At 42.1% G+C, this 26,629-nt stretch carries 28 protein-coding genes; 6 read left to right on the top strand and 22 right to left on the bottom strand.

The window, feature by feature from the left end; all coding sequences use genetic code 11:
* Positions 1-29 precede the first annotated feature (29 nt).
* From RBB12_RS13180 to RBB12_RS13135, 10 genes are all read right to left on the bottom strand, one after another.
* On the bottom strand, positions 30-446 hold the full coding sequence (locus RBB12_RS13180) for a hypothetical protein (protein WP_306013992.1): 417 nt from the start codon (positions 444-446) through the stop codon (positions 30-32).
* 18 nt (positions 447-464) lie between these two features.
* Positions 465-1,694, bottom strand: coding sequence for a permease (locus RBB12_RS13175; RefSeq protein ID WP_306013993.1), 1,230 nt, complete (start codon positions 1,692-1,694; stop codon positions 465-467).
* Between the two features lie 210 nt (positions 1,695-1,904).
* A complete protein-coding gene (locus RBB12_RS13170; RefSeq protein WP_306013994.1) occupies positions 1,905-2,348 on the bottom strand; it encodes a hypothetical protein in 444 nt (147 codons plus the stop codon).
* 11 nt (positions 2,349-2,359) lie between these two features.
* Positions 2,360-2,911, bottom strand: a complete 552-nt coding sequence (locus RBB12_RS13165) for a hypothetical protein (RefSeq protein ID WP_293284958.1) — start codon at positions 2,909-2,911, stop codon at positions 2,360-2,362.
* The gene (locus RBB12_RS13160; protein ID WP_179385581.1) at positions 2,898-3,392 is read right to left on the bottom strand and encodes an RNA polymerase sigma factor; all 495 of its coding nucleotides are present in this window, start codon (positions 3,390-3,392) and stop codon (positions 2,898-2,900) included. The genes RBB12_RS13165 and RBB12_RS13160 overlap by 14 nt, the downstream gene beginning before the upstream one ends.
* Positions 3,393-4,238: an alpha/beta fold hydrolase gene (locus tag RBB12_RS13155; RefSeq protein ID WP_306013995.1), complete on the bottom strand. Its 846-nt coding sequence runs from the start codon at positions 4,236-4,238 to the stop codon at positions 3,393-3,395.
* A 140-nt stretch (positions 4,239-4,378) separates the two neighbouring features.
* A complete protein-coding gene (locus RBB12_RS13150; protein ID WP_306013996.1) occupies positions 4,379-6,034 on the bottom strand; it encodes a SulP family inorganic anion transporter in 1,656 nt (551 codons plus the stop codon).
* 192 nt (positions 6,035-6,226) lie between these two features.
* Complete coding sequence (locus RBB12_RS13145; RefSeq protein WP_306013998.1) at positions 6,227-7,111, bottom strand: alpha/beta fold hydrolase; 885 nt, start codon at positions 7,109-7,111, stop codon at positions 6,227-6,229.
* Between the two features lie 232 nt (positions 7,112-7,343).
* Positions 7,344-7,745 (bottom strand): hypothetical protein, encoded by a 402-nt coding sequence (locus tag RBB12_RS13140; protein WP_306013999.1) that lies wholly within the window; start codon positions 7,743-7,745, stop codon positions 7,344-7,346.
* A gap of 195 nt (positions 7,746-7,940) precedes the next feature.
* Entirely contained in the window at positions 7,941-8,426 is a 486-nt protein-coding gene (locus RBB12_RS13135; protein WP_306014000.1) for a DUF4440 domain-containing protein, read from the bottom strand.
* Between the two features lie 231 nt (positions 8,427-8,657).
* Here RBB12_RS13135 and RBB12_RS13130 point away from each other — a divergent pair, with 231 nt between their 5' ends.
* The gene (locus RBB12_RS13130; RefSeq protein WP_179385577.1) at positions 8,658-9,590 is read left to right on the top strand and encodes a peptidylprolyl isomerase; all 933 of its coding nucleotides are present in this window, start codon (positions 8,658-8,660) and stop codon (positions 9,588-9,590) included.
* A 442-nt stretch (positions 9,591-10,032) separates the two neighbouring features.
* Here RBB12_RS13130 and RBB12_RS13125 read toward each other — a convergent pair whose 3' ends face one another.
* Together RBB12_RS13125 and RBB12_RS13120 are read right to left on the bottom strand one after the other, a co-directional pair.
* A complete protein-coding gene (locus RBB12_RS13125) occupies positions 10,033-10,227 on the bottom strand; it encodes a cold-shock protein (protein ID WP_127142008.1) in 195 nt (64 codons plus the stop codon).
* 82 nt (positions 10,228-10,309) lie between these two features.
* Entirely contained in the window at positions 10,310-10,948 is a 639-nt protein-coding gene (locus tag RBB12_RS13120) for a peroxiredoxin (RefSeq protein WP_306014001.1), read from the bottom strand.
* A gap of 147 nt (positions 10,949-11,095) precedes the next feature.
* On the opposite strand from RBB12_RS13120, the gene RBB12_RS13115 reads away from it, so the two are divergent.
* Complete coding sequence (locus tag RBB12_RS13115; protein ID WP_306014002.1) at positions 11,096-11,638, top strand: YfiT family bacillithiol transferase; 543 nt, start codon at positions 11,096-11,098, stop codon at positions 11,636-11,638.
* Between the two features lies 1 nt (position 11,639).
* Here RBB12_RS13115 and RBB12_RS13110 read toward each other — a convergent pair whose 3' ends face one another.
* From RBB12_RS13110 to RBB12_RS13095, 4 genes are all read right to left on the bottom strand, one after another.
* On the bottom strand, positions 11,640-12,182 hold the full coding sequence (locus tag RBB12_RS13110; RefSeq protein ID WP_306014003.1) for a GNAT family N-acetyltransferase: 543 nt from the start codon (positions 12,180-12,182) through the stop codon (positions 11,640-11,642).
* 13 nt (positions 12,183-12,195) lie between these two features.
* Positions 12,196-12,756 carry a thioredoxin family protein gene (locus RBB12_RS13105; RefSeq protein WP_306014005.1) on the bottom strand — a complete coding sequence of 187 codons (561 nt, stop codon included), beginning with the start codon at positions 12,754-12,756 and terminating at the stop codon, positions 12,196-12,198.
* Between the two features lie 95 nt (positions 12,757-12,851).
* Positions 12,852-13,226 carry a PUR family DNA/RNA-binding protein gene (locus tag RBB12_RS13100; RefSeq protein WP_293284940.1) on the bottom strand — a complete coding sequence of 125 codons (375 nt, stop codon included), beginning with the start codon at positions 13,224-13,226 and terminating at the stop codon, positions 12,852-12,854.
* A 76-nt stretch (positions 13,227-13,302) separates the two neighbouring features.
* Complete coding sequence (locus RBB12_RS13095) at positions 13,303-15,057, bottom strand: ABC transporter ATP-binding protein (protein ID WP_306014006.1); 1,755 nt, start codon at positions 15,055-15,057, stop codon at positions 13,303-13,305.
* A gap of 180 nt (positions 15,058-15,237) precedes the next feature.
* Here RBB12_RS13095 and nusB point away from each other — a divergent pair, with 180 nt between their 5' ends.
* The 4 genes from nusB (at position 15,238) to RBB12_RS13075 (ending at position 18,441) form a co-directional block, all read left to right on the top strand.
* The gene (nusB, locus tag RBB12_RS13090) at positions 15,238-16,185 is read left to right on the top strand and encodes a transcription antitermination factor NusB (protein ID WP_179385570.1); all 948 of its coding nucleotides are present in this window, start codon (positions 15,238-15,240) and stop codon (positions 16,183-16,185) included.
* A gap of 38 nt (positions 16,186-16,223) precedes the next feature.
* On the top strand, positions 16,224-16,700 hold the full coding sequence (locus tag RBB12_RS13085; protein WP_306014008.1) for a DUF1573 domain-containing protein: 477 nt from the start codon (positions 16,224-16,226) through the stop codon (positions 16,698-16,700).
* 13 nt (positions 16,701-16,713) lie between these two features.
* Positions 16,714-17,004 carry a preprotein translocase subunit YajC gene (gene yajC / locus RBB12_RS13080; RefSeq protein ID WP_306014010.1) on the top strand — a complete coding sequence of 97 codons (291 nt, stop codon included), beginning with the start codon at positions 16,714-16,716 and terminating at the stop codon, positions 17,002-17,004.
* Positions 17,005-17,091: 87 nt separating this feature from the next.
* Positions 17,092-18,441: a Gfo/Idh/MocA family protein gene (locus tag RBB12_RS13075; RefSeq protein ID WP_306014011.1), complete on the top strand. Its 1,350-nt coding sequence runs from the start codon at positions 17,092-17,094 to the stop codon at positions 18,439-18,441.
* Between the two features lie 80 nt (positions 18,442-18,521).
* On the opposite strand, the gene RBB12_RS13070 is transcribed toward RBB12_RS13075, so the two are convergent.
* The 6 genes from RBB12_RS13070 to RBB12_RS13045 form a co-directional block, all read right to left on the bottom strand.
* A complete protein-coding gene (locus RBB12_RS13070) occupies positions 18,522-19,406 on the bottom strand; it encodes an HAEPLYID family protein (protein WP_306014012.1) in 885 nt (294 codons plus the stop codon).
* Positions 19,407-19,479: 73 nt separating this feature from the next.
* Positions 19,480-19,815: a hypothetical protein gene (locus RBB12_RS13065; protein ID WP_306014014.1), complete on the bottom strand. Its 336-nt coding sequence runs from the start codon at positions 19,813-19,815 to the stop codon at positions 19,480-19,482.
* A gap of 237 nt (positions 19,816-20,052) precedes the next feature.
* A complete protein-coding gene (locus RBB12_RS13060; RefSeq protein WP_306014016.1) occupies positions 20,053-22,899 on the bottom strand; it encodes a type I restriction endonuclease subunit R in 2,847 nt (948 codons plus the stop codon).
* Entirely contained in the window at positions 22,896-23,873 is a 978-nt protein-coding gene (rhuM, locus tag RBB12_RS13055) for a virulence protein RhuM/Fic/DOC family protein (RefSeq protein ID WP_306014017.1), read from the bottom strand. The genes RBB12_RS13060 and rhuM overlap by 4 nt, the downstream gene beginning before the upstream one ends.
* A 1-nt stretch (position 23,874) precedes the next feature.
* The gene (locus RBB12_RS13050) at positions 23,875-25,050 is read right to left on the bottom strand and encodes a restriction endonuclease subunit S (RefSeq protein ID WP_306014018.1); all 1,176 of its coding nucleotides are present in this window, start codon (positions 25,048-25,050) and stop codon (positions 23,875-23,877) included.
* A gap of 3 nt (positions 25,051-25,053) precedes the next feature.
* Positions 25,054-26,622: a type I restriction-modification system subunit M gene (locus tag RBB12_RS13045; RefSeq protein WP_306014019.1), complete on the bottom strand. Its 1,569-nt coding sequence runs from the start codon at positions 26,620-26,622 to the stop codon at positions 25,054-25,056.
* Positions 26,623-26,629: the final 7 nt, after the last annotated feature.

Genomic DNA, 26,629 nt, shown 5'->3' with positions numbered 1-26,629 from the left:
TTTCATATAACATGTACTGCATATTTGATTTATTGATGTTTTGCTACCTCAAGGCCATCGAGAAGGGATAGGACGGTCAAAACAATACACAAAATGGCCAATAGCAGGTTTAACCATCGAAGCAGCTGCGTAGCAATGCGGTATTGACGTTCGGCATTACCTTCATGTATCTCAAAAGGGTAGTTGAAAATCCATGGATATTGATTGAGTTTAAACATCCCCAAGATAAGGGCACCAAGAATGACGGGGCCAGCCCAAAGCACATCTTTTGAGTCCATTCCGTTCCGATCTTTTGTGGGCCAATTAAAATGTATTGGAACCCTTTCCGGCAGTTGTGCATACCAAATGGCAAGGAGTAAGGCAGCACCAAGAAGGAGAAAAAAGGTCAAAAACTCAATGGACTTGTCCAAACGGGTTTTTTTAATATTGATTTTTGGACGGTTCATTGGTTCTTAGGTCAATATTTAAATATATGACGAAAGTCCAAATTTTAAAAGAATACCGATAATCAACCAAACGTAACAAATCAGGGCGGCCCATTTCAATATATTTTCCAGAAGAGGACTTTTGGGCGCCATCTCTTTGTGGTGCTTCACCTTTTTACCTTTCACAAATCCGAGGTAAACCAGAAGTCCCGTAACCAGTAGAAATGCCAAGTTGAGCCAAAAAGTGTAATTGATTTTAAAATGTTCCTTTTCTGTGATTTGCTCGCCAACATTCTCTGGGATTAGACCGAAAAAGTCAAAACCGTAATGCAGTAGGAGGGATGCGCCTATTAATGAAGTAAACAAGAGAAAGAGGATGAATAACGACATTTTCCAGCCATAATATTTCGCATTGATGCGAAGCACGGGAAAAACCACAAGATCACTAAAAATGAAGGCCATGACCCCGGCAAAACTGACTCCTTTTCCAAACAGAAGGGCGGCCAAGGGAATATTGCCCATGGAGCCAATAAAAGTAAGGAAGGCCGCGACAGGCCCCACAACAACGTGTTGCAGCAAGGTGAGAAATGAAAATGCCTGCTCTCCGTTACCCGTGTTGATAAAAAGTGTTTGAAAAAACGAATCGGGAACAAAAGCGGAGACCATCCCGGCAATGGTGAAACCAACGGTAACATCCTTCCATACCATTTTCCATTCCATGGCATATTGTTTGCCCACCTTGGCCCAACTTTCCTGGGACCGAAGTTTTTCTGTTAAGGGCTTATCGGATATGGAGGATGAACTGGATGCCTCCAAATGTTCCCTGGCCTTTTTGATGAGTTTTTTGGGGTTGATCAACCGAATGAGCAACCAACTGCAAAGAATCAGCAAAATTCCGCCGAGGTATTCGCCCACTACAAATTGCCATCCCAGAAAAATTGAGATGATGATGCCGAGCTCAATCACAAGGTTGGTGGAGGCCAACAGAAATGCGATGGAGGATACAAAACTTGCCCCTTTTTGAAACAACGACTTGGAAGTGGCCAAGGCCGAAAAACTACACGAACTACTTATAAATCCAAAAAAGGTGCCAAGCAGCACACTTTTTCCGCCAGCGTCTCCCATGGTTTGCTGCATACGTTTTTCCGTTAAAAATACCTGGATGAGGGAACTGATGGCGTACCCCAAAACGAAAGCCCATAAGGCCATCCAAAAAAAGCCAACAGTGATGTATGCAGCATCGCCCCATTGTTGTAAAAATTGATTCATTATAGTTTTTTAGCTATTCCAAAGACATCTTGAAAAACGGTGTAGGGTGGATTCAGGAAATGATCCCATGGAATAGGTGTTGTTTTGGACAAAAAATTACCTGAACCCGTATGGATAAGGTAGTGAATACCTGAGGAAAAGAAAAAGCAATAAGAAATTATCTGATATAAATCGATATAAACCTGATTTGAGCCACATTCAAGGGTCAAGTTATTTCCTGAGGTGTTGCCCGGTTTTGAACCCGATAAAGACCAAGAAAAACGATAATGCCAATTGAACATAAATAAGTGCGGTTGCCAAAGTTTCAAGAAGCAAGGATTGTGCTATGGAATGAATGCCTGTCAATAATGCTATAAACCCTATAATAGCTGCCATACAAATAAGGTTGGCAATTCTATTTTTGAAGGCACTACCAACAGTTCGCACCGAATACACGATCAAAAACAGGAAAACGCCCAGTAGTAATATCATATCCACATTTGGAAAAATGAGATAGGTATCGTGAATATTGATATCGGCCGTCCCACCTTCCACGAACCCCTGTTTTCCAAAAAGGAGGAAGTGTCCCAAGAGTACCAATGTTATGGTTCCTAGCAACCAAAATAGCTCTCTATGTTTATGGGGTGCATACGCGCTGCCTTTTGTCTTTTCCATACGGTTTTTGCCTACTTTCCTTTCAATTGCCTTAAAAAACGGTGTTCTTTTGCAATACTGTTTATGATAATCAAAGCTACAATAACAAGCGAGACTATTCCAGAAATAAGAATATAATTATAAAATCCTACAGAAAATTCTTTTTTAAAATAGGGCAGCAGCAGGGTAAACCCGAAAATATACACGCCAAAACAAAGGGGTGTGATGATGTAATTTGCCCTCAATCTCATTCGATAATACGTTTTCAGGTATTTTTGGTAGGCCACGTTGTCCAGCGCAATCAGCCGACTTTCTTTGCGGTACATACTTATAAACTCGATGATGACCCTAAAAGCTAGACTGGAAATCATCAATAAAAGGCCCAGCGTAAAATTATTCCAGTTACTGTTGGCGTATGTGATGGTAAAGCTTATCAAAATTATCAAGGTCACCGATAGCACAGCGATGGTGATGAATTGTCCGTTGCGTTGTTTTTTGGCCTTTTTAATGATGGAGTCAGGCTTATCAAGGGACAAGTCACTGTCCTGACTTTTCCATATTTGGGATAAATTATCGTTTTTCATTGGTGATACATTTTAAAAGTGAATTTCTAATTCTGCTCAATCGTGTTCGAAGTGCGCCATATGCAATCCCTTGCATTTCAGCAATTTCAGATTGTGGCACATCTTCCAGTTCCAGAAGGATGATAGCTTTGTTGTTTGGGGTAAGTTTATGGATGCATTGGTACATTTTCTTGATTTGGGTATCCCGCTGTTCGGAATTCCCATCGGTTACATCATTTTCCAAAATGGCTTCGTTGATGGGAACGTGTTTCTTTGGTTTTCTCAAGTCGCTTAAACAGGTATTTACGGCAATTCTGTAAATCCAGGTGCTCAGGGACGAGTCGCCCTTAAAGGCATTTCGATGGTTCCACACCTTTATGAACGTTTGTTGTTGCCACTCCTTGGCCAAATCTTCGTCCCCCGATGCATACCCCAGGCATAGCCGATACACTTTAGGGGCATGCATCTCATATATTTGGGAAAATTGATTTGTTATATCCATTTAGTGGGCTGCTATTATGTTTTGGATTTGTTCTATGAACCATTCCGGCTGGTCAAACATTACAAAGTGCGCGGCATTTTCGGCGATGATCAAATCGTATTGGGCTAAGTTAGCGTATTGATTTTTGTAGGTTTGTGTCACCATTTCCTTGCCATAGGGTTTGTCGGCCGCGATGATGGTCACCGGAATGGAAATATTCTTGAGATCCTCCCTCATATCCAGCTTCAAATAATCCGTGTAGCCGTACACATAGGTTTTTCTATCGGACAATAGTATCCAGTCCTTGATCTTTTCTTGTACTTCAGGGCGTAAGCTCATGCCTTGGGCCATCCCTTGGGCCATTTTTTCAAAATCAGCATCGTTCATGGACAGCAATTGGTTGTTATACGGGCTTTCATAGGCTAGGTTTTCAGGGTCGAAGTTCGGTATCATCATCGCACCGGCTGCCGGCAATGCGTCTACCAATATGAGCTTTGCAATCTGGCTGTTTTCCCTACTGGCGAGCCAAGTTGCTATGGTCCCTCCCAAACTATGCCCGATAATGGTCAAATCGTTGAGCTGGTTCTCTTGGATGTAGTTTTCGATGGATGCATTCACTTTTGGCAGCCAAGGGAATTCGATGGGACTTTTTCCCCCGAAGCCTGCGAGGGTAAGCACGTGGCATTCGTAGTTTTCCTCCAATTGATTGACGGTAGCCTCCCAACTATCGCCTGGAACGGTAAAACCGGGGATGAGCAAAATAGGTGCGCCACTACCGCTGACCTGCACGTGAATGGGTTGGTCGGTTTGTTGTGCTTGGGTGGCACAGGAAAGTAAGATCGTAAAAAGAAGATAGATTTTTTTCATGATTTCTGTATTTAATTTGCGCTTTAGATGCAGAAATCAAAAAATGTTACATCCGGTAGTTTCCTAAAACTGATTCTTATAGCTATGAAAAGGTTATTGCCAATAAATGATACTACTATCCATCATTCGGAAATTTTCCATCAGGATTTGAATTGCTCCCGTAAATGGGAGAAACTATCATCAATATTTTTAAACAGGTCTTCTTCTGGAATCAAATCGGGAATAATATCAATGGCTTTGAGCATGTCGCAAGGTTGCTCTTTGAGCCCAACAATAATGACCTCAATGTTTTTGGAACGAAGGTCAAAAATAATATCCTCCAAGGTGTATAGTCCAGATTGGTCAATGTAAGGTACCCGGTCCATTCTCAGTATCACGGATTCGATATCGTCCGGCAGGGCTTTTACCTGATCTTTCAGGTAGGATGTAAAACCAAAAAACAAAGGTCCGTACAAGTGTTTAATAACGATTTTGTCCTTATACTTTTCGTAGATTTCCATTTCATCCTGCCACGGTTTTTCATCTTCCAAATCTGCCAATCGTTCCACTTGGAGACCTTTTTCTCCAATATCCCCAGACTTTTTCATGAACAACAGACAAGCCAAGGCGATACCTATGCCCACAGCATGAATCAAGCTTCCAAAAGTGGTTACGGTCAGCACCAAAAATAGTACAACGGCATCTGCTCTAGGAACTTTTAATAGGTGTTTTAAGCCCTTGAAGTCAACAATCTTAAAGCCAATGGGAATAAGCAAACCGGCCAATACACAAAGGGGAATATAGGCGGTCAACTTTCCAAGTCCCAGCAAAACGGTAAGTAGGAACAACCCATGAATAATGCCTGACAATCTTGTTTTTCCGCCTGCATTGATGTTCACAACGGTTCCTTTGGTGGCTCCTGCACCGGGTATCCCGCCGATTGCTGCGGCCAACATATTTCCAATACCTTGTCCGATGAGCTCTCGATTACTGTTATGTTTGGTTTTGGTCATATTATCAGCAATAACCGATGTCAACAAAGAATCAATACTCCCCAGAACGGCCAACACCAGACCGTATTCGATGATTTTAGGGAAGTAGCTTGGGTCTACACTTAGAATGCCCCCAAGTTGAAAGGCGGGTAGACCTGCCGGAATCTCACCGATCAGCGGCACATCCATTTTCATGAAATAGGCAACCAATGTAGCCCCAATCAAGGCGACCAAAGCACTTGGAATGGCCTTGGTTATTTTTGGGAACAGGAAATAAATGGCAATCGTTATAGCGCCCAAGAGCAATGCAGATAGATTTGCTTCTTCAAAAAGGCGGGGCACATCTTGAATAACGGCCCAGGTGGATTTGGCCGAATCCAGCCCGACCAACGGAAATATCTGGAGAATTACAATGATAAGTCCCACACCACTCATAAAGCCTGATATTACAGGGTAGGGGAAGTACTTCACATAACTGGCAATATTCAAAAAACCGAAAACCACTTGAAACAACCCCGCCAACAAAAAGGTCAGCAGGATGATATGCATTCCATTGTCCAAGGAGCCGTTCATTTGAATACCGAAGGCGACCACTGCCGCCGATACCACCGTCATGGGGCCGGTAGGACCACTGGCCTGTGTTTCGGTACCACCGAACAATGCGGCAAAAATACCTACGGCTATGGCACCGTACAGACCTGCCGTAGCGCCCATTCCCGATTGTACTCCAAACGCAAGGGCAAGCGGTAAAGCTACCACCCCAGCCACCAAGCCGCCCGTAAAATCTCCTTTTAGGTGCTTAAAATTGAAAAATGATTTCCCCATTCTATTTATTTGTATTGGTTAGTGACACCATCGTTGTAGACGTCTATGACGAAAAATACAATATTTAATCTGAACCCTATATGGCTTGCCGTTTTAAATTTAACAAGAAGATGGGAACTAATCCCTTGGTAGTAGCAATTGAAATGGGGTAAACACTTTATGGAAGCCTTAGCACTACAATCACTAATAGGGTTACTCTGTTTTGAGGGACAACAGTATTTTTTCCCAGATATCTTTTTCTTCCGTTAAAAAATGACCTTTGCCCGAAATGAAGTTTTTTTGGGAGCGTGGAACATTTTTGGCCAGTTTCCGTATAGGTTCTATGGGGGACAGGGTATCCTCGGTTCCGTGCCAAATCTCAACGGGGACATCGATTGCCTTTACATCAAAACCCCAATCTTTACAGAATAGTTTAGCTTCATTAACGGTCTCTTTGACCCCTTTTTTAAATGCTTCCCCCATGTGGGTCAACATAAATTCGGCATTTTCCTTTTTCTCCATAATCTTTCTGTCAGAATCACAAAGGTGCTTTGTGTTTGACATGATTGCCGCCATGTATTGGTCAGGTTTTTTATTGATCAAGGATTTTTGTTGGTTGAGCATCAGTTTCAATAGCCATGGAAACCTTCGTGCTAGTATAAACACATTCCTGTTCTCGGCAGCCATGTTTTTGGGCGGCACCCCATTTTCAAATGGAGCTACTGTGGAAATTAGCCCACATTTATGGACTGCTTTAAAGTTTTGTAATGCACATGCCGCAGCATAAACGCCACCCCCTGAGATACCCAGAACAGAATATCTTTTGATGCTGAGCTGTTGGCACAATTCTTCAATATCCTTGCTAAAGTCGAGAAAGCTTCTTTTCGGTTTTGGGTCACTATTACCAAATCCTGGTCTATCCACGGTAATCAATCTTATCCCAAGGGAGTTGGAAACTTCATCATTTTCGTTGAACCAAAGGCGGGAACCGGGTAATCCATGGAAAGCAAAAATGGGGAAGCCTTGTGCATCTCCATATTCGGTAAAGCTTAAATTTCTGCCATCGGAAAGCTGATGGTAACCATCTCGAATCATCATTCAATAAAGTTTTAATTGTACCTCTAATGGATTAGTAACAGACCTCTGGGATATGTTACAGTTAAATTTTAAAAGGATAAGGCCAAATGGAGAGGGCGAAGCTGGAAGTTGAAAAATGTCAACCTACAGCGAAGATAATTGATGGTAAAATGTGCTAATTGAATATCCGACAGCAATGAGTTATTCCATCTTTTGCTTAAGTTTTTTTATTACAACTCTAAGTTTAAGAAAATCAACGCTTGGATTTTATATTCAATTTTTTGTAGCCATACTCATTTTCCCAATTTTGAATTCTAACGGTATAAACGAAATCAGATTTAGTAAGTCTTACTATTTTGCTACGGATTATTGTCCCTCTATCTTTAATAAGTAATGTATTGCTTTCGGGATCAAATTCCCATTCCCCAAAATATTCATTTTTTCCAGCGCCTATTTTTACTTTCCCATTGGGATAGAATACTTTCCAACTTTTTTTACTTATCTGCATTGAATAGAGTTGTCTTTGACCATATTCATCCAACCAATAAGACTTATGCCATTTTCCAGAACATAGGTTTTTTATGAACTCATCGTTTTGAGCAGAGAGCGTATTTCCCAACAAAAATAACATAGAAAAGAGAGTGATTGTTTTCATAATTCAAATAGATTGGTTCTAAGTCAACCAATAATTTCTTTGGTCCTTGATAAAGTTGTGCAACAATTTTGGCTATGATTTTGTTGTGGGATCATCCGCAGGATTATTCTCCACAGAAATCAGCCGTTAATTTCCTTTTTTACTTTGGTGTGGGACTGAAACACAATGAGTGCTAGCCAAGGTTGACGAGCGTTTTTAGTCAATCGAATTGATGGATGGGTCCCTATTGCTAATGTCCACTACGTTTTTCCAGTTACCATCTTCCTGCTTTTTCCAAATCTCAACACCTTTGTTATAAATTGTTCTTGTATTTCCCAGAGTGTCGATTGGCATGGTCATGTAATTCTTAAAAATTACATAGCCCAGGTCTCCACTTTTCGAAACAAAAGCTTCTTGCGGATTCCAGTTAATTTCGAATCCCGGAATTTTCATCGAACGCTCAACCATGGCCCTAAGAGAGTCGATTCCAACAATAGCAGGTTCATTAGGTGACATTAAAATCGCATCGTCGGCCCAATAGGAAAGCATTTTGTCCACGTTTTTGTTTTTCACTGATTTTGCCCAAGCTTTGGATAATTCCATAAGCTGCTCAGCTTCGACTTTTTGGTCTACCGGGTTTTCTGCACATGCGGTAAGCAGAATCAAGACCAATCCTGTACCAATTAGTTTATACTTTTTCATAAGAAATCGATTAGTGTTTCACTGTGCCAAAAAATGATTGGCTTCGGTTATCTATCTAAAATAGTGTTTTTTAGCGGTATTGTCTTCGTATTCCCTGTTTTGGTACAAATCGCTTACATATAAATGAATCGGATCGTATTCCCTAGCTTTCCGGCTTTCGCATAAACGCCTATCTTTGCAGTCTTGGAATTTCACCAGAAAAGTTTTTACAAACCGATTAACAGACATACCATGCAAGACGGAATCTATGCAAAGTTCAATACCACCAAAGGTGACATATTGGTAAAACTTACCCACGACAAAACCCCGGGTACCGTGGGGAATTTTGTGGCCTTGGCCGAAGGGAATATGGAAAACAGTGTAAAACCACAGGGAAAACCCTATTACGATGGCTTAACATTCCACCGGGTAATCGCCGATTTTATGATCCAGGGTGGATGTCCCACAGGAACAGGGACCGGAGACCCTGGCTATAAATTTGATGATGAGTTCCACCCCGATTTAGTACATGATACCCCTGGAGTGCTCTCCATGGCAAATGCTGGACCGGGAACCAATGGTAGCCAGTTTTTTATCACCCATGTGGCCACTCCTTGGTTGGACAATAAGCATACCGTATTTGGGCATGTACAGGAAGGTCAAGATGTGGTGGATGCCATTGCACAAGGCGACCGCATAGAAACCTTGGAAATCGTTAGGGTAGGGGATGAAGCCAAAAAATGGAACGCCATCGAAGCGTTTAGAAGTTTTGAAGGTGCCCGTGAAAAACGAATTGCGGAGCAGAAGGCGAGGGCAGAAGCCGAAATGGAAAAATTGGCTGCCGGTTTTGAGAAGACCAATAGCGGATTACGGTACAAAATCATCCAAAAAGGCAATGGAACCCAAGCGCAAAAGGGCAAAACGGTATCCGTACATTACGAAGGGGCATTGGTCAATGGTCAGGTTTTCGATTCTTCCTACAAAAGAAAGCAGCCTATTGACTTTGTATTGGGCATTGGACAGGTAATCCCTGGTTGGGACGAAGGAATTTCACTTTTGAAAGTGGGTGACAAGGCCCGTTTTGTGATCCCATCACACTTGGCTTACGGAAGCACAGGTGCCGGAGGGGTTATACCACCCAACGCAACATTGATTTTTGATGTGGAGCTGATGAACGTGAAATAAGACAATCCCACGCAGTTAAAAAAACAGAAAGCCTTCAGCAATGAAGGCTTTTTTTATTTGGCCCGGTTAACGCTCAAAAACAATAAGCAGGCGTTAAGGGCGAGTAAGGTAACAAGAATGCTTAAAAAAGTGGTCATGGTCGTTACGTGTTTATTGCTTAACAATCCAACGATAAAAAACCCTACCTATTGCCCTTACGTTATTTAAAATTATTTTTTGGAACCGTTAACGCTCCAAACCAATAGCATGGCATTAACGATCAATAAAAACGAAAGTACTCCAAAAAAGGTGTTCATTTATACGGTTTTAATGGTTATGGGGAAACAGTGTTCACTTCGTAGATAAACAAAAATCAAAAGGGTTGCGTAGCGAGTAAAAAAAATTGACCAAAAAAAAGCCCGGGCAATTGCCCGGGCTCATCTAGAAAAAAAGTTTATATCGTCTATTCCGCAACTTGTACGTTAACGGCGTTCAATCCTTTTTTACCTTGTTGTAGCTCGAATTCTACAACGTCACCTTCCCTGATTTCGTCAATAAGACCAGAAATGTGTACGAAGTGATCTGTGTTTGAACCATCTTCAGTGATAAATCCGTAACCTTTAGAATCATTGAAGAATTTTACTGTTCCTTTACTCATAATATAAATTAAAAAAATTAAATTGAGTCCAAAGGTACGTTTAATTTATTGGGAATCAGTTTTTTTCTTCAAAATAAATTGATTATGACGTCGGATCGGGGGTCAAACGCAGGTACGGTTTGATTTCTTCCACTCCTTTGGTAAAGATGCCTTTCGCCTCTTCGGTAGGAATGGCAGGGCTTACCACCACTTTTTCACCATTTTTCCAGTTTGCTGGCGTGGCCACTTTGTGGTTTGCCGTTAATTGTAGCGAATCGATGACCCGCAACAGTTCGTAAAAATTACGTCCCGTTGAGGCCGGATAGGTAAGGGTAAGCTTTATTTTTTTGTTGGGGTCGATGATAAACACGGAACGTACGGTAAGCGTATCATCGGCATTGGGGTGGATCATATCGTAGAGGTCGGACACCTTACGTTCTACATCGGCCACAATCGGAAAATTCACCTCGGTTCCCTGTGTTTCGTTGATATCCTTGATCCATTCTACGTGAGATGCAGCACCATCCACACTGAGGGCCATCATCTTTACGTTTCGTTTGTCAAACTCGTCTTTAAACTTGGCCGCTGTGCCCAACTCTGTAGTGCACACCGGGGTAAAATCCGCAGGGTGGGAAAATAGGATTCCCCAGCTATCGCCAAGGTACTCGTAAAAGTTCAATGTGCCTTCCGAAGTCACTGCTGTAAAGTCGGGAGCAGTATCTCCCAATCGTAAAGTCGCCATATATGTTCTGATTTTTAGGTTTGAAAATTAATACCCTACAAAATTACTAGATTATTTCGTTAATTATGGGAAAATCAGTTAAAAGTGTATTAAAAATAGAGTTGGTCGGATGGATAGCTAATCCTTAAAACTTGTTACTTTTAGCTTATGGAAAAATATAAATTGGAACAACTACGGTACCCCATTGGAAAGTTTGAACTCCCCGAAGAAATCACTGAAAAGGATATGCATGCTTGGATCATGGTATTGGAGCAACTACCAGAGCGTTTATCCCGAACGGTAAGCCCATTGACCGATGCGCAATTGGATACCCCTTACCGGCCCGAAGGCTGGACCGTACGCCAATTGGTGCACCACATTTCCGACAGCCATCACAACAGTTACATTCGCTTCAAATGGGCGCTTACCGAAGATACACCCACCATAAAACCCTATAATGAAAAAGCATGGGCCGAACTTTTTGATACACGTACGGCACCCATACAGCTATCGTTGGAGCATTTACGCGCGGTCCATGCGAAACTGGTCTATTTGTTGAAAGGGCTTTCCGAAGCGCAATTGCAGCGAAGTTTTGTCCACCCCGATGGCAACCAGAAAACGACCCTTAAAGAAAATATAGCGCGTTACGCTTGGCACAGCAACCATCATTACGCGCACATCGAAAATTTGTTAAAACGCGAAGGATGGTAGTTTAAAGGTCCTTGGTCAAAATCCACATGGCTTTTTCGCTCGGTCGGACGTGAGGTAAGGTTACTTCGCTCTCCCGTTTGATGTTGAAACCGTTTTTTTGGTAAAAAAGAACAGGTTTTCCTTTTTGCATCGCATCCAGCCATATGGTTTTCTTGTTGAGTTGCCGAGCTTTTTCTTCCACAAAACCAAGCACCGCTTTACCGATACCCTTGCCTGCATATTCCTTCAACAAATATATTTTTTCGGCCTTAAGGGTGTCGTGGTCGGATAGTTCGTCAATGCCGCAATCCTTTACCAATTTTAAGATGCCGACCGTATTATTTTCCCATTGTACCAAATAGTGGAGCGCATTTGGGTTTTTTAGTTCCGGCTGTACAACTTCCTTGGTGAGCCCATGGGAAATATATGGGTTAGGGTCATTGTTTTCCCATAAATGCAGATAGTGTTGGCAGTAGGAGCGCACCCCGACCGTCAAATAGATATCCAAATTCGATTCCGTTACCGGTTCCAAGACCAAGGTAGTTTTTGGTAAAGTAGTTTCCATCAAAAAAAAGAGGTTAATTGGCCTTCCATTTTATGTTGCACCCAAGACTTGGTTTTTGGTCGGTGCTGATTTCCTTTCCTTGCAAAACGGCCTCCATGGCATTTTTGAGATCTGCACCAGTAAGTGGAATCCCGTTTCCTGGCCTTGAATCATCCAGTTGGCCGCGGTACACCAGTTCCATCTCATCATCAAACAGATAAAAATCGGGGGTGCAGGCTGCATCGTAGGCTTTGGCCACATCTTGGGTCTTATCGTACAGATACGGAAAGGTGTAACCTTCCTCTTTGGCCTTTTCCTTCATTAAATGCGGCGCATCCTGGGGATAGTTTTCCACATCATTGCTCGATATGGCCACAAAGTTTATGCCTTTGGCCTGGTAGTCCTTGGCCAGCTTTACGATCATAGGGTTAACGTGGATCACAAAAGGGCAGTGGTTACAAATAAACATCACAACGGTGCCTTTTTCTCCCGTAAGCTCCTGTAAAACCATGGTTTTGTCCGAAACCGTATCCAAAAGTTCAAAATCTGGTGCCTTGGTGCCCAAGGGAAGCATATTACTCGGTGTCCTCGCCATTTTTATACTTTTTTAGGGTTGTCATCTTCCAAAGAATAAAAATAAAAAACGGCCTGCAAAAATACAGGCCGTTTTATTTTTTTAAAGAAGTGCTTTTAGATATCATCAAAGCTCACATCGGTAAAGCTATTGTCCGATGCGGTTCCGTTCTCACTAAAGCTATCTTCTTCCTTTTTAAAGTCTTTTTGATGGCGCTCAGAAATCACTTCACTGCCTTTTTCGTCGATGATATAGTCCATCATTTCTTCCATAATTTCGCGGAAGGCGCTGAAATCTTCTTTGTACAGATAAATTTTATGCTTTTTGTAATGGAAAGACCCGTCATCGTGGGTAAATTTTTTGCTTTCGGTGATAGTGAGGTAATAATCTCCGGCCTTGGTGCTCCTTACGTCAAAAAAGTAGGTTCTTCTTCCTGCTCTTAAGACTTTCGAATAAATCTCTTCCTGATCCATTGTATCTTTCTGGCCCATATGGTATAGTGTATTTGGTGCTAATGATGAATTATGTCACCAAAAATGTAAAAAAAAAGCTAATTCAGCAACTTTTTTATGATTCTTTACCCGAAAGCTGATTGATGTAGAGCTCCTTGTAATACCCATCGGTATTGTTCAATTCTTCGTGGGTACCTTCTTGGATGATTTTTCCTTCCTCCAGCACAATGATCTTGTCCGCATTCTTGGCCGAAGAGACCCTATGGCTCACAATCAAGGTGGTTTTGCTTTCGGATAATTGTTTTAGATTGTTCAAAATCTCTTCCTCCGTTTCTGTGTCCACTGCGGAAAGGCAATCGTCGAACAAGTAGATTTTGGGATCTTTTAATAGTGCCCTTGCAATGGAAACCCGTTGCTTTTGGCCACCACTGAGGGTGATTCCCCTTTCGCCAAGAATAGTGTTGTATTTTTTGGCAAAGCCTTCGATATTCTTGTGGACCACAGCTTTTTTGGCTACTTCCACAATCTCTTCATGGGTGGCGTTTTCATCGCCAAAACGAATATTGTTCTCTATGGTATCGGAAAACAAAAAGGCATCCTGCGGTACCGCCCCGATGGAGCTTCTAAGACTGTCCAAATTCAATTGTTGCACGGGAACGCCATCTATCAACACTTCTCCTGATGTGGTATCGTACAAACGCGCCACTAAATCTAAAATGGTTGATTTCCCCGATCCGGTCTTCCCCAATATCGCTACCGTCTGTCCTGCTTCCACTTTAAAAGATACGTCTTTGAGCGCGGTGATATTGGTATCTTCGTAGGTAAAGGTTACATGCTTAAATTCAATGTTTCCTTCAATGGGCGTTGGTTCCTTTACCTGATTTTGTATGGAAGGTTCCTCCTTTAAAAATTCATTGATTCGTTTTTGGGAGGCTTCCGCTCGTTGTACGATGGAAGTTAACCAACCCACCACGGCAACGGGCCAGGTGAGCATGTTTACGTACAGGATAAATTCGGCAATGATTCCTATGGTCTCAATCTCTCCGTTGATGTACTGTCGCCCCCCGATATAGATAACGAATACGTTGCTGATACCGATCAATAGGAGCATCAAGGGGAAAAACCAGGCATTCACCTTGGCGAGGGACATACTGGTATCCTTGCCCTCTTGTGCCAACGTCCGCAGTTCGGTGTTTATCCTAGGTTCAATGCTATAGGCCTTGATGACCGAAATCCCGGAGAACGATTCCTGTGTAAAGGTGGACAGTGTGGATAAAAACTCCTGCACTTCGGTACTTCTTTTATGGATGATTTTACTGATCTGATAAATCAAAACCGATAAAACAGGAAGTGGGAGCAAGGTGTAGGCCGCCAAAGTAGGGGCTTTAATGAACATCAAGGGCACCAAACAAACGAACAACGTCAAGGTCTGTATGCCGTACATAATGGCCGGACCGCCATACAAACGTACCTGGTTGATGTCCTCACTGATTCGGTTCATCAAATCACCGATCCTATTCTTTTTATAAAAATTAAGGCTCAATAACTGATAATGGTCGAAAACCTCATTTTTTAGATCATACTCAATATAGCGGGACACATTGATGATGGTCTGCCGCATCAAAAAAGTGAAGAGTCCCGATAACAAGGCCGCCCCGATAATGATCAAAATATATTGGAGCAGCAATCCTTTGGCATCGGAAAGGGTGATCACATCAGACATAAAATCCTCGACTGCCTGTATGGATTTGTTCACATACGATGGCATCACCAAGGAAAAAACGCGGGCGATTATGGTAATCAATATGCCCAAAAGCAGTTTGAGCCAATATTTTTTGAAGTATTTATTTAGGTGTTTCAGTTCCTTCATAAAAAGGGAAAAAGGTGGTTTTTGCTGCGATATACGCCGACAATCCCGCAAATATATACCATACCAAACAAAGTAAACGTTATAAAACTGATAAGAAAGCAAGTTTGGTAGGTAAGAATCAAATATAAGATTACTTTTGCGCTGTGAAAGCCAAACAATGACTTTAAAAGTTCTTTAAACATGTTAACCAGAAGGCACATTAGGGTAAAAGTGATGCAATGTATTTATGCATTGGTGCAATCCAAGGACGACTCCTTGCAAAAACAGGAAAAATTCCTAAGGGTAAGTATTGAAAACATGTATGTACTGTACCTTTTAATTTTAAGCCTTTTGGCGGAATTGCACCGTTTGGCCGAAAAACATGTCAGCCACTCCTCCAAAAAGTACGTGGCCACGGAGGAGGACAAATATCCCGACCCACAAAAATTCGTCAAAAATCGATTGTTATTGCAATTGGTGAACAATCAAGCGTTGAAAGATGAACTTTCCAAGCGTAAGTTGGACAATTGGTATTTGAACGACGAGTACGTTAAGATCATTCATAAGGCCATGGTCTCCAGTGATATCTACAAGGAGTATATGTCCACTGCGGATAGTGATTATGCGGAGGACAGGGATATGGTGATTCAACTTTTTAAGGAAATCATTGCACCGAACGAAAAGATCTATGATTACTTCGAGGACGATAAATTGACCTGGGTGGATGATTTCCCCATTGTGAACACCTTTTTGGTAAAGCGCCTCAAAAAGGCCAAGCCCGATTCTGGAGACCGTTTCTTTTTGCCGGCCCTGCTCAAGGACCAGCAGGATATGGATTTTGCCAATAACCTGTTGACCAAGACCTTGCTCAATGATGCCAAATGGGAAAAGGAAATCGAGGGCAAAACGCCCAATTGGGACAACGACCGAATAGCCGAAATCGATTCCATCGTGTTGAAAATGGCCATTTGCGAGCTGCTCAATTTCCCTTCGATTCCAGAAAAAGTAACGCTGAACGAATATTTGGAGATAGCGAAGGAGTACTCCACGCCCAAGAGCAGTATCTTTATCAATGGGGTTTTGGACAAGTTGGCAAAGGAGTATAAAGCTGACGGAAGGCTTCAAAAAATAGGAAGGGGTTTGCAATAAACAATTATTCCGTAATTTTGGGAAAACAAATTTTAATCATGAAAAGAATAACAACAATTTTAAGTTTGATCATGGTAGTCGCCATCACGGGCGTATCATGCAAGGACAAAGCATCTGAAAAGATAGTTGCTGACAATGTTGAAAGTGCTGTAAACAGGGATGAGGCCGCCAAAATGGTACCCGTAATGACCTTTGATAGAGTAGAGCACGATTTTGGAACCATCCAAAGAGGTGAAGCGCAAGAAACTGTTTTCTCCTTTACCAATACAGGAAACGCTCCTTTAATTATTACCGATGCCAAAAGTAGCTGTGGTTGCACCGTGCCGAATCCTCCAAAAGATCCTATTGCACCAGGAGAAAAAGGAGAATTGTTGGTAAAATTCAACGGTTCCGGACAAAACCAGGTGACCAAAACGATTACCGTTACCGCAAATACTGCCAAAGGTTCCGAACTTTTGAGAATCAAGGCATTTGTGCAAGCACCAGGAGCTACACCAGCAGGTCCTGTAAAATAATTAAAAGACCTCAATGGAAAACTTAGGATCATTTTTACCGCTGATTTTGATTTTTGCCGTGGCGTATTTCTTTATGATTCGCCCGCAGATCAAACGTCAGAAGGATGAGAAAAAATTCGCTTCAGAATTGAAAAAAGGTGATAAAATCATCACCAAAAGTGGGCTTCACGGCAAAATTGTGGAATTGAACGACAACGATTTTTCGTGTGTCATCGAAACCATGGCCGGCCGTTTAAAGTTCGACCGCTCTGCCATTTCCATGGAAATGAGCCAAAAGTTGAACGCCCCTGCTACAAAGAAGTAAGCGTTTTTAGAAATAAATCAATTCGCGTCCCTTGGAGCAATAACTTCAAGGGACGTTTTTTTGTATCTTATCCCAAATTTGAACAAGATGGGAACACGAAGACAATTTGTAAAACGCAGTGGATTGTACGTAGCGGGAATGGGAGCCTCCATGGTATTTCCCACCGAGCTGTTGGCCACCATTCGAAAAACCATAAGCCCCAACGACAAAATACAGGTAGGTTTGATCGGTTGTAAGGGCATGGGTTTTACGGATTTGACTTCCCTGTTAAAAAATAGCGAGGTAGATGTGGTCGCCCTTTGCGATGTGGATGAAAATGTACTTCGGGAAAGAACCTCGGATTTAGAAAAGGCAGGCATCAAAAAGCCGAAATGGTACTCGGATTACAGAAAATCATTGGAGGATACCGATATCGATATGGTCATTATTGGCACCCCGGACCATTGGCACTGTCTTCAGCTTACCGATGCCATTGATGCCGGCAAGGATGTGTATTGCGAAAAGCCGATTGCCAACTCCGTGGCGGAAAGCCAAGCCATGCTCGCTAAAGTACAGGGAAGCGACCGGATGGTTCAAATAGGGCAGTGGCAACGTAGCGAGCCCCATTTTGTGGATGCCATTAACTACGTGCATTCCGGAAAATTGGGACAGATTCGTTTGGTGAAGACTTGGGCTTATCAAGGTTGGATGCAGTCCGTACCCGTGTTGCCCAACAGTCCCGTGCCCAGTGGTGTGGATTATGATATGTGGCTGGGGCCTGCCGAAAACCGACCGTTCAATAAAAACAGGTTTCATTTTAGCTTTAGATGGTTCTGGGATTATGCGGGTGGTTTAATGACCGATTGGGGCGTGCATTTGATAGACTACGCACTTTTCGGGATGAAAGCCTCTGTCCCTAAATCCGTAATGGCCATGGGAGGCAAGTTTGCGTACCCCAACGATGCAGCCGAAACACCCGATACCCTGCAAACGGTGTACGATTTTGGTGAATTTTCCCTGTTATGGGAACATGCTACTGGAATTGATGGCGGAAACTACGGACGAAATCACGGTATCGCCTTTATCGGAAACAACGGCACCTTGGTGGTGGACCGTGGTGGCTGGGAGGTGATTCCAGAGCGGGACCGTCCCAATTGGGATCAAGATTTAGGGCCAAAAATTGAGGCTGTCCCATTGCAAACAGGTGGGGGCAACGGTTTGGACCTCCATACCCAAAACTTTTTGGAAGCGGTTAAAAAACGTGATGCATCCATTTTAAAAGCTCCTATCAAAGTGGGATACGATGCCGCCATGGTAAGCCATTTGGGCAATATCGCCTACAAAACAGGGGAACGCTTGTTTTGGGATGCTGCGAACAATAGATTCAACCATACGGAAGCAGATGCCTTATTGACGCCCCAATATCATAATGGTTGGGAGTTTCCGAAGATGAGTTGAGCCAATCCTACAACAAAATAAAGCGCAGTCCGGGAGAGATTACCTTACTGCGCTTTGTTAATTCAATATACTATTACGACTTAGTCGTATGTGGGTTTTCGGTTCTCTTTATGATGTCCAGGCTCCCATATAAGCCGAACAAAGGAACTTAATCTTTCATTATCCCTACTGACCGGGATACCTGCCACAATACCGACCAAAAGGTTGTCGGCAATACCTAAACGCATTTGTGGTCTCATGGTCATATCGAACTTACCGTAGTCTAGGGTTTTATTGAATTCAATCCCGATAAAGTTCCGTGTACCCGAAATCATGTAATGAAAGCTTGTATTGATATCATAGGTCGTATGAATCGTATTGGATGCAAAATGCTGCTTCACCTTTGGTCCTGTATAGAGTAAGGAATGAAAGTTATTGCCCCAGCGTTTGGCAACGACCAAAAAGGGGTTGTACACATTTCCACTGATCAGAGGCTTGCCAAAATTTCCAAAATCAGAAAGCTCAAACTCGTTAATGTACCCGATAGCCATCGAGGTGGCCATAGGCTCATTGACAAAGAATGACCACTGCGCCGCAATTTTTAGACTGTTCAGGCTATTGGAAGGAATCGTGTTGTTGCCAGCACCACTAACTGGTGCATAAAATGTAAATGGTAGTTCTACTTCCAAACCCAATCGGTCCATGGGAGCCCATTCATACTCGATAAGAGCCTCATAGGAATCGAATCTTAAATTATCCGTAATTCCCAAACCTATGTTCCATTCTTTTTCCCCTTTCCTTGCACCTAAATCCCGTATGAGGTCAATATACAAGGGTTCTGCGTGCAAGACCTTATCGGGTTCTTTATGGTCTTCCACTTGTTCAATAAATAGGCTGTCTTTTTCGGCATTGGTAATTTGCGCAACGGTGTAGCTGCTGGATGCCAATAATAATAGTAATGGCATCAATGATTTTTTGATATGCATTTGATTTGTTTTAAAAGCGTTAAAGGTTGCCCATGACCTTTAGGTCATAGGTAGTAAACGTCGAGGTAACAAATCAAACTTTGGGAGGTGGACTGTCTATATCATAAAAACCCATTGTTAGGCGGGCGCCATGGTCGAGATATAGTTTTTTCTTGAGATTCAATGAATGCTTAAGTCCTTCATTGCCCTGGGTTGAATATACCAGTAAATCAATCTTCACATTCTTTTTCTTGTTGTGCTCTTCCGAATCTGGGTCATCATATTCCACAAAGGCATCTTCAAATCCTAAAAATTGTTCAACGATGATTTCAACAATACTTTCTTGATCATTATAGGATAGGTCTTCGGGAATGTACTCAGGATTAGGGTCTGCCGTATCCACACAAATATTGAGTAGGTAAAGCCCCATTAATCCGCAAAGGTATTTGGTGAGTCTGCTATTTCGTATCCGACCTATCATACGTAACTTGAAACGCTGATTCGATTAATTTCTTGTGATGAAATGATTTTTTCTTTTAGACTTCTTCTCTTTCATCAAACTGTGTAATACACTAATTTTTTGGAGAAATGGATTCTTTTGTGTCCTTTAGGAAAGCCTACCAACTCACCCATGCTTTACTTTGCATTTCTAAGGTACATCATTCATCTATCCGTGTATGCCACTTATGAATGTTTCCACAAAGGTCATGATTTTTTGAGTAACCCTCTCGGCTACGGTTGCCCGTTCTTTAAGGGCGGGACGCTCGTTCATTAGACCGATTACATCATCGCGAAGTGGCTTTTTTTCGGTAAATATGTATTTTCCGATGACTTCCTGAAGTTGTTTTTTGTCCAGATTTTCCTCTTTGCTCAATTGGTTCATAGCTTCCTTTCGTTCCTCGTTCCAATAGTTTTCAAATTCGTCTGGAATGTCGTCCGAATCTGAAATATGGGGCAGGTTCTCTTGGATGAACTTTTCAATCAGTTCCCGTTTACTTCGCAATTGTGCATCACCTGCCACAATTTCAATCAGAGCCTTTTTCTGCTTTTCTTGCTCCTCAGGCGCTGCATCTTTCAACTTGGCAAGTAACTTTAAAATGTAAGCTACATTGATTTCATCACGGTGAATCAATTCCAATTCAAAATCGATATCGCCTAAAATGCTGACCTTCTCTTTTTGGTTGTGTCCTTTGGCCTTATCGTACAAGTCAAGGTATTTGCTTTTGTAATCCTCAAAAGTCTGCTCTGTCATGGACAAATCGTCAAATTGGAACTCGGTGAAGGTTGCCAATACGTTCTTCAAGCGCATCAATTCGCGGAAAGCCTGAATAAATGCCAATTCTTCTTCTTCGCTTGGTAACTCGTTGACACTGTTTACCGTTGGAGCAATCTGCAATAAAGCGACAAATGCCTGGTTGAATTTCGTAACGTACTCCTCATACGGTTGCATGATGATTTCTTCAATCGCATTCTTATTTGAAAATAGGGTAATGGCTTCATCGGTGGCCTCTTTCAAATTTCTAAAGCAAACAATGTTCCCTTGCGATTTAACTTCATTCAAAATTCGGTTGGTTCTGGAATACGCCTGAATCAATCCGTGATATTTTAGGTTTTTGTCAACATACAATGTGTTCAAATGCTTGCTGTCAAAACCTGTCAAGAACATATTCACTACCACCAAAACATCAATTTGACGGTGTTTTACCCGCTTGGCTATGTCGTTGTAATAGTTGTAGTAGGATTGATTGTCCTTACTGGTGTAATTTGTTCCGAATTGCCTGTTGTAGTGCTTGATGAAATCCTCCAACTCGTCCCTGGTATGTTGGGTATGGTATTCCGCTTTTGGTTCGGCTGCCATCAAGAATTCGTCATCATCAACAAATCCGACTGCATCTTTGTCTTCCTCATTGGCGGCATACGAAAATATGGTTGCCAACCGAAGGTTGTGTTTGCCCTCTTCCTTTTTTCGCAAAAACAATTTATAATACTCGATCAATATGGGAACACTCGATACGCAAAAGATGGCGGTAAATTCCCGGCTATGGGTTTTGCGGTTGTGGTTCGCAATGATGTATTCCGTGATGTTATCCAAGCGAACAGGTGCATCCATTACTTCCGCCTCATCAATGGCTTCTACATTGATGTCAAGGATATCGTCTTTCTTTTTAAATGTGCGGATGTATTCTACCGAAAATTTAAGCACATTTCCGTCTCGAATGGCGTCTGTGATGACATACTTGTGCAAGCAATCGCCGAACAGCATTTTGGTGGTACGCTTACCGTATTGATTTGTTCCCGCGTTGTCCTCAAAAATAGGCGTACCCGTAAACCCGAACATCTGGCATGCTGAAAAGAATTTTTTGATGTCTTCATGTGTTTTTCCAAACTGGCTTCTGTGGCACTCATCAAAAATGAAAACGATACGCTCGTTTTTTAAGGCCTCCATTTTGCCCAAATAGCGGGTTTTGCTTATGGCCGTATTGAGTTTTTGAATGGTCGTTACAATGAGTTTATTATCGCCTGCAAGTTGTTTTACCAGTGTGTTTGTGTTGTTGGTCCCATCAATGCTTCCTTTACTGAAAGCGTTAAATTCCTTGGTGGTTTGGTAATCCAAATCCTTACGGTCCACTACAAAAACTACTTTATGAACCTCCTTTAAGTTGGTGAGAATTTGAGCAGCCTTAAAGGAAGTCAATGTTTTGCCCGAACCTGTGGTGTGCCAAATGTACCCGTATTTGGTTGTGGTCTTTACCCGCTCCACAATATGCTCAACGGCATAAAACTGATAGGGGCGAAGCACCATCAGCATCTTCTGCGATTCGTTCAAAACGGTGTACTTGGTAATCATTTTGGAAATGTGGCAAGGCTCTAAAAACACTTCCGAAAATGCGGCCAACTGGGTGATCAAACGGTTGTTTTCATCGGCCCAATAAAAGGTTTGTTTGAACGAACGTGCTTTTAAGGGTGAATTTGCGTAGTATTTGGTGTTGACCCCGTTGCTGATAACAAATATTTGCACAAACTGGAACAGACCATGACCAGCGCCATAAGAATGCCTTTCATAGCGATTGGTTTGGTTGAACGCCTCTTTAAGTTCCAATCCCCTGCGTTTCAACTCGATTTGAACCAAAGGCAGGCCATTGATAAGAATGGTGACATCGTAACGATTCTTATGCGCGCCCTCCATGGTAATTTGCTGCGTTACCTGAAATTCATTTTGGCACCAATGAATCTGGTTGATGAGCTCTACCGTTTTCACCTCGCCTTGCGCATTGGTGTAGGGCACACGGTCGCGCAATATTTTGGCCCGCTCAAATACATTGCCTTTGTTGATGTAGTTGAGGATTTGCGTAAAATCGTTTTCGCTTAATTGTACTTTATTATGTTTTTCTAACTGACTTTTCAGGTTGGCCAACAGCTCATTTTCGTAGCGGATGACCACCTTTTCGTAACCCAATCCTTCTAGTTGGGCAACTACATTGTTTTCTAATATTTGTTCGGGTTGTGTGGTCATTTATTCCGGTTTAAAACACTTACTACCAGTTGTTTTACCGTTTCCATTTCTTCGGGCTTGCTCGAAGCGATAAATAAGGTAAGACTGGCCAAGGTATCATTACCTATAATAGACGTTTGCTTTTGATTGATAAGCATGTTGTTCGCGTCTAAAAATTTTAAAAAGCAAGCGGCAGCAATACGCTTATTGCCATCAACAAACGAATGGTTTTTGGTGACCAAATACAATAAAGTAGCGGCCTTTTCTTCTAAACTTGGGTAAAAATCTGTTTCACCAAAACCTTTGGTAATTTGTGCAATGGAGCTTTGAAAATTATGGTCCTTTTCCTTGCCAAAAACATCCGAATCAAATTCGCTACGCATTTGATTGACCAGCTGTTGGTACTCTTGTAGTGTGGGATAATGGGCAGGCCTTGTGGTCAATCCCTTTTTGTCCAGGTTTTCATGGTCATAATCGTCTAAAAGGCTTAAGCCTTTGGCAAAATGTTGGATCCAAGCATTGTCGGTCTGTGCCGTTTTTTCTTCAATGACCCTACCTAAAATGGAGATGCCATTTTTTAGGATTTGAATTTCTTCTTCCTTTTGCGTCAGGCGTTTTTGGTTGATGGCATATCCTTTTACTAAATATTGTTTTAACACACTATTTGCCCATATTCTAAATTGGGTTGCACGAGTTGATTTTACGCGATAACCAACCGAAATAATCGCATCTAAATTGTAATGTAGTTGCTTTCGTTTGACCAGTCTTGCTCCTTCTTTTCGAACTTGTAAGAAATCCTTACAAGTTGATTTTTCATCTAGTTCCAATTCCTTAAAAATACTTTTTAAGTGCATTGTTATATTTTGGGGCGTCGTCTCAAAAAGCTCTGCCATTTGTGCTTGAGTAAGCCAAACGGTGTCATCCTCAAATTGCACTTTAATTTGAGTAGAGCCATCTTTTGCTTGGTAGATCTCTATTTGGGAACCTTTACTCATATCACACAAACATTTGTTGCAGCAAGCCTTTTTTAAAGGTGGTGGTGGCTTCTATTTGTTTGCCAAGAGATTCAATGGATTCATCCAATGAAGTCAAGAAATTCGCTATCTTTTTTTGCTCGGATAAACTAGGTAGAGCAATCTTGATTTTAGAAAATTCTGTTTTATTAATAATTGGTAATGTTGTATTGGCTTTAGTAGATTTAATTTTTGGTGTTTGTTTCAATAAAGAGTAATAGACAAACTCATTTAAATGCTCCTCGTTCACAATGAGTGCGTTTATTTGCTGATTCGTTATTGAGGGTTTCATAGTTATTGCCATTTTACCAATTGAAGCAATGCATGTATAAACTATCGCACCTATTGGTAGAATTCTCATTTTCTCTGTTTCGCAAACAGTTCGAGCAACTATTTTTTGATATTTTATTTCATCAATAATATCTGTTGGTGTAATAAAATCTATATCTCCATTCCACAGCTCCTTATCACTTGTAGTTGGTGTTTTTCCAGTAATTATTTCTCCAATCTCCCCCAATCTCTTCTCCTCCCAATCCGGTGGCTCTACAAGCTCACCATCCTCATTTTCTATCTTAAATCGTATTTGCTGAGAAAAAATCTGTTGCATCACGCCTTTTTTGTATTCCTCCAGCTTGGCTTTTTTTTGTTGCAAAAGTTGGATGCGCTGGTCAACGGCTGTAAGGAAGGCCGCGATTTTTTGTTGTTCTTCGGGTTCGGTGAAGTATAAGCTTATTGACTTACAAATTTCAGAATTGAGTTTTGGCTGAGCCGTTCCTGTATTGTATTTATCATACCTTATTCTTTCAAGACTCTCCGCAAGAAAAGGAGTGCTATACTTTGCCCTTAATACATGGGCATGATTGTTGACCCAAATCTTCCCAGTAACTACAAAAGCAAGTGGGGTACTTCTTGTTAGTATATTTGCACCATCTTCTCCTAGCAAAACTAGCTCTTCATCAAACAAATAATCATCTACATAATCAATTATACCTGAAGCACCGTAGTAAGGATAAGCACCTTGTTTTTTTGCTCTTTCTGTCTGACTAAGAGGGACTCTTTGTCCATCTAAAAAAATGGCTACATCTTTTAAAAAAACTTTATTCCATACCCCTTCAAATTCAGGAAATCTCAACTCAGGTGTCAAATTCACTTCTGCCATAGCCTAGAATGGTGTTGCGATATTCAGTTCCGCACAAAAGCCTGCAATGGTTTCGTTGGTGCTTTGCAATTCGGTTTCAATGGCTTTCAATTCCGCAGAAACGGCATCCAAGTCCACCGGTTCCTCTTCTTCAAACGTATCCACATAGCGGGGGATGTTCAGGTTGTAATCGTTTTCGGCTATTTCTGCCAATGTAGCTACATAGCTGTATTTGTCTAGCGTTTCACGGTTGCGGTAGGTGTTTACTATCTTTTCTACATCTTCATCCCGCAATACGTTTTGGTTGCCTTCCTTTACAAAATGGTCGTCTCCGCTGGCATCGATAAACACAATGTTGTCATCCGCTTCACGGCATTTTTTCAACACAAGAATACAGGTAGGGATAGAGGTGCCATAAAAAATATTGGCGGGCAGACCAATCACGGCATCCAAGGCATTCATTTCTTTGATGATGTATTCGCGGATATGCCCTTCGGCCGCGCCCCTGAACAAAACCCCATGCGGGAAAACACTTGCCATAATACCATTGTCCGCCAACTGGTACAGCATATGGGTCAAGAAAGCGTAATCGGCCTTGGTCTTGGGTGCCAAGCGTCCGTATTGGCTAAAGCGTTCGTCCGTATTAAACAATGGGTTGGCATCACTTTTCCAATGCGCCGAAAAGGGTGGGTTGGCCACTACGGCTTCAAAGCGTTTGTCGAGATGCTGGGGATTTTCGAGCGTGTCCTCTTGCTCAATGCTAAAATTACGGAAATGCACATCGTGCAGGATCATGTTCATCCGTGCCAAGTTGTAGGTGGTACGGTTGAGTTCCTGCCCGTAGAATTCACTGATATCGGCCTCTTGCGCTACGCGCAACAGCAAGGAACCCGAACCACAGGTGGGGTCGTACACCGATTTGATCTTTGTTTTGCCCGTGGTCACAATTTTGGCCAAGATCTTGGATACTTGTTGTGGCGTATAAAATTCCCCTGCCGATTTGCCCGCCCCTGCTGCAAATTTTGCAATCAGGTATTCGTAGGCGTCGCCCAGTACATCCGCTTCGATGTCGTCCAATTTAAAATCGATCTTGTCCAAATACATCAAGATCTTTACAATAATTTCATTTCGCGCACCTACGGTTCTACCAATTTTGGTGGAATTCAAGTCCAAGTCCTCGAACAGCGCATTAAAATCCTCTTCGGATTCGGTGCCCATGGTACTTTGCTCAATGTGGTTGAGCACAGCTTTAAGATCTTCGAGAATATAGTTGCTTTCGCTTTCGGTGTCGGCATTGCCTTTGGCGGCCAATACCGAAAACAATTGGGAAGGTTGCAGAAAATACCCCAATTTCAGCAAAGACTCTTCTTTGATGGCGGCCAGGGTTTCTGGGTCGGTTACTTTTTTATAATCGGTTACCGGTTCACCCACAAGCAGTTCGTTGGCGTACAGTAATTGCTTTTCAGATAGGTATTTGTAAAAGATAAAGCCGAGGATATAGTCGCGGTAATCGTCGGCGCTTATTTTTCCGCGGAGCAGGTTGGCAATGCCCCATAATTGGCTTTCGAGCAGTTTTTTTTGGTCTTCAGACATCTGTGTT

Origin of the sequence: Allomuricauda sp. MMSF_3307 (assembly GCF_030733585.1) — a bacterium.
In the GTDB taxonomy this organism is placed as follows: Bacteria; Bacteroidota; Bacteroidia; order Flavobacteriales; family Flavobacteriaceae; genus Flagellimonas.
The sequence above is the reverse complement of the archived record's forward strand: the minus strand, read 5'-3'. Positions and strand labels throughout refer to the sequence as shown.

Coding starts and splice junctions, on each gene's coding strand:
- RBB12_RS13170 (WP_306013994.1), bottom strand. CDS start 2,348: ATGGAAAAGACAAAAGGCAGCGCGTATGCACCCCATAAACATAGAGAG.
- RBB12_RS13130 (WP_179385577.1), top strand. CDS start 8,658: ATGCAAGACGGAATCTATGCAAAGTTCAATACCACCAAAGGTGACATA.
- RBB12_RS13095 (WP_306014006.1), bottom strand. CDS start 15,057: ATGAAGGAACTGAAACACCTAAATAAATACTTCAAAAAATATTGGCTC.
- RBB12_RS13120 (WP_306014001.1), bottom strand. CDS start 10,948: ATGGCGACTTTACGATTGGGAGATACTGCTCCCGACTTTACAGCAGTG.
- RBB12_RS13165 (WP_293284958.1), bottom strand. CDS start 2,911: ATGAAAAACGATAATTTATCCCAAATATGGAAAAGTCAGGACAGTGAC.
- nusB (WP_179385570.1), top strand. CDS start 15,238: ATGTTAACCAGAAGGCACATTAGGGTAAAAGTGATGCAATGTATTTAT.
- RBB12_RS13150 (WP_306013996.1), bottom strand. CDS start 6,034: ATGGGGAAATCATTTTTCAATTTTAAGCACCTAAAAGGAGATTTTACG.
- RBB12_RS13175 (WP_306013993.1), bottom strand. CDS start 1,694: ATGAATCAATTTTTACAACAATGGGGCGATGCTGCATACATCACTGTT.
- RBB12_RS13070 (WP_306014012.1), bottom strand. CDS start 19,406: ATGCATATCAAAAAATCATTGATGCCATTACTATTATTATTGGCATCC.
- RBB12_RS13075 (WP_306014011.1), top strand. CDS start 17,092: ATGGGAACACGAAGACAATTTGTAAAACGCAGTGGATTGTACGTAGCG.
- rhuM (WP_306014017.1), bottom strand. CDS start 23,873: ATGAGTAAAGGTTCCCAAATAGAGATCTACCAAGCAAAAGATGGCTCT.
- RBB12_RS13140 (WP_306013999.1), bottom strand. CDS start 7,745: ATGAAAACAATCACTCTCTTTTCTATGTTATTTTTGTTGGGAAATACG.
- RBB12_RS13105 (WP_306014005.1), bottom strand. CDS start 12,756: ATGGCGAGGACACCGAGTAATATGCTTCCCTTGGGCACCAAGGCACCA.
- RBB12_RS13085 (WP_306014008.1), top strand. CDS start 16,224: ATGAAAAGAATAACAACAATTTTAAGTTTGATCATGGTAGTCGCCATC.
- RBB12_RS13160 (WP_179385581.1), bottom strand. CDS start 3,392: ATGGATATAACAAATCAATTTTCCCAAATATATGAGATGCATGCCCCT.
- RBB12_RS13045 (WP_306014019.1), bottom strand. CDS start 26,622: ATGTCTGAAGACCAAAAAAAACTGCTCGAAAGCCAATTATGGGGCATT.
- RBB12_RS13135 (WP_306014000.1), bottom strand. CDS start 8,426: ATGAAAAAGTATAAACTAATTGGTACAGGATTGGTCTTGATTCTGCTT.
- RBB12_RS13050 (WP_306014018.1), bottom strand. CDS start 25,050: ATGGCAGAAGTGAATTTGACACCTGAGTTGAGATTTCCTGAATTTGAA.
- RBB12_RS13155 (WP_306013995.1), bottom strand. CDS start 4,238: ATGAAAAAAATCTATCTTCTTTTTACGATCTTACTTTCCTGTGCCACC.
- RBB12_RS13115 (WP_306014002.1), top strand. CDS start 11,096: ATGGAAAAATATAAATTGGAACAACTACGGTACCCCATTGGAAAGTTT.
- RBB12_RS13060 (WP_306014016.1), bottom strand. CDS start 22,899: ATGACCACACAACCCGAACAAATATTAGAAAACAATGTAGTTGCCCAA.
- RBB12_RS13145 (WP_306013998.1), bottom strand. CDS start 7,111: ATGATGATTCGAGATGGTTACCATCAGCTTTCCGATGGCAGAAATTTA.
- RBB12_RS13180 (WP_306013992.1), bottom strand. CDS start 446: ATGAACCGTCCAAAAATCAATATTAAAAAAACCCGTTTGGACAAGTCC.
- RBB12_RS13065 (WP_306014014.1), bottom strand. CDS start 19,815: ATGGGGCTTTACCTACTCAATATTTGTGTGGATACGGCAGACCCTAAT.
- RBB12_RS13100 (WP_293284940.1), bottom strand. CDS start 13,226: ATGGGCCAGAAAGATACAATGGATCAGGAAGAGATTTATTCGAAAGTC.
- RBB12_RS13125 (WP_127142008.1), bottom strand. CDS start 10,227: ATGAGTAAAGGAACAGTAAAATTCTTCAATGATTCTAAAGGTTACGGA.
- yajC (WP_306014010.1), top strand. CDS start 16,714: ATGGAAAACTTAGGATCATTTTTACCGCTGATTTTGATTTTTGCCGTG.
- RBB12_RS13110 (WP_306014003.1), bottom strand. CDS start 12,182: ATGGAAACTACTTTACCAAAAACTACCTTGGTCTTGGAACCGGTAACG.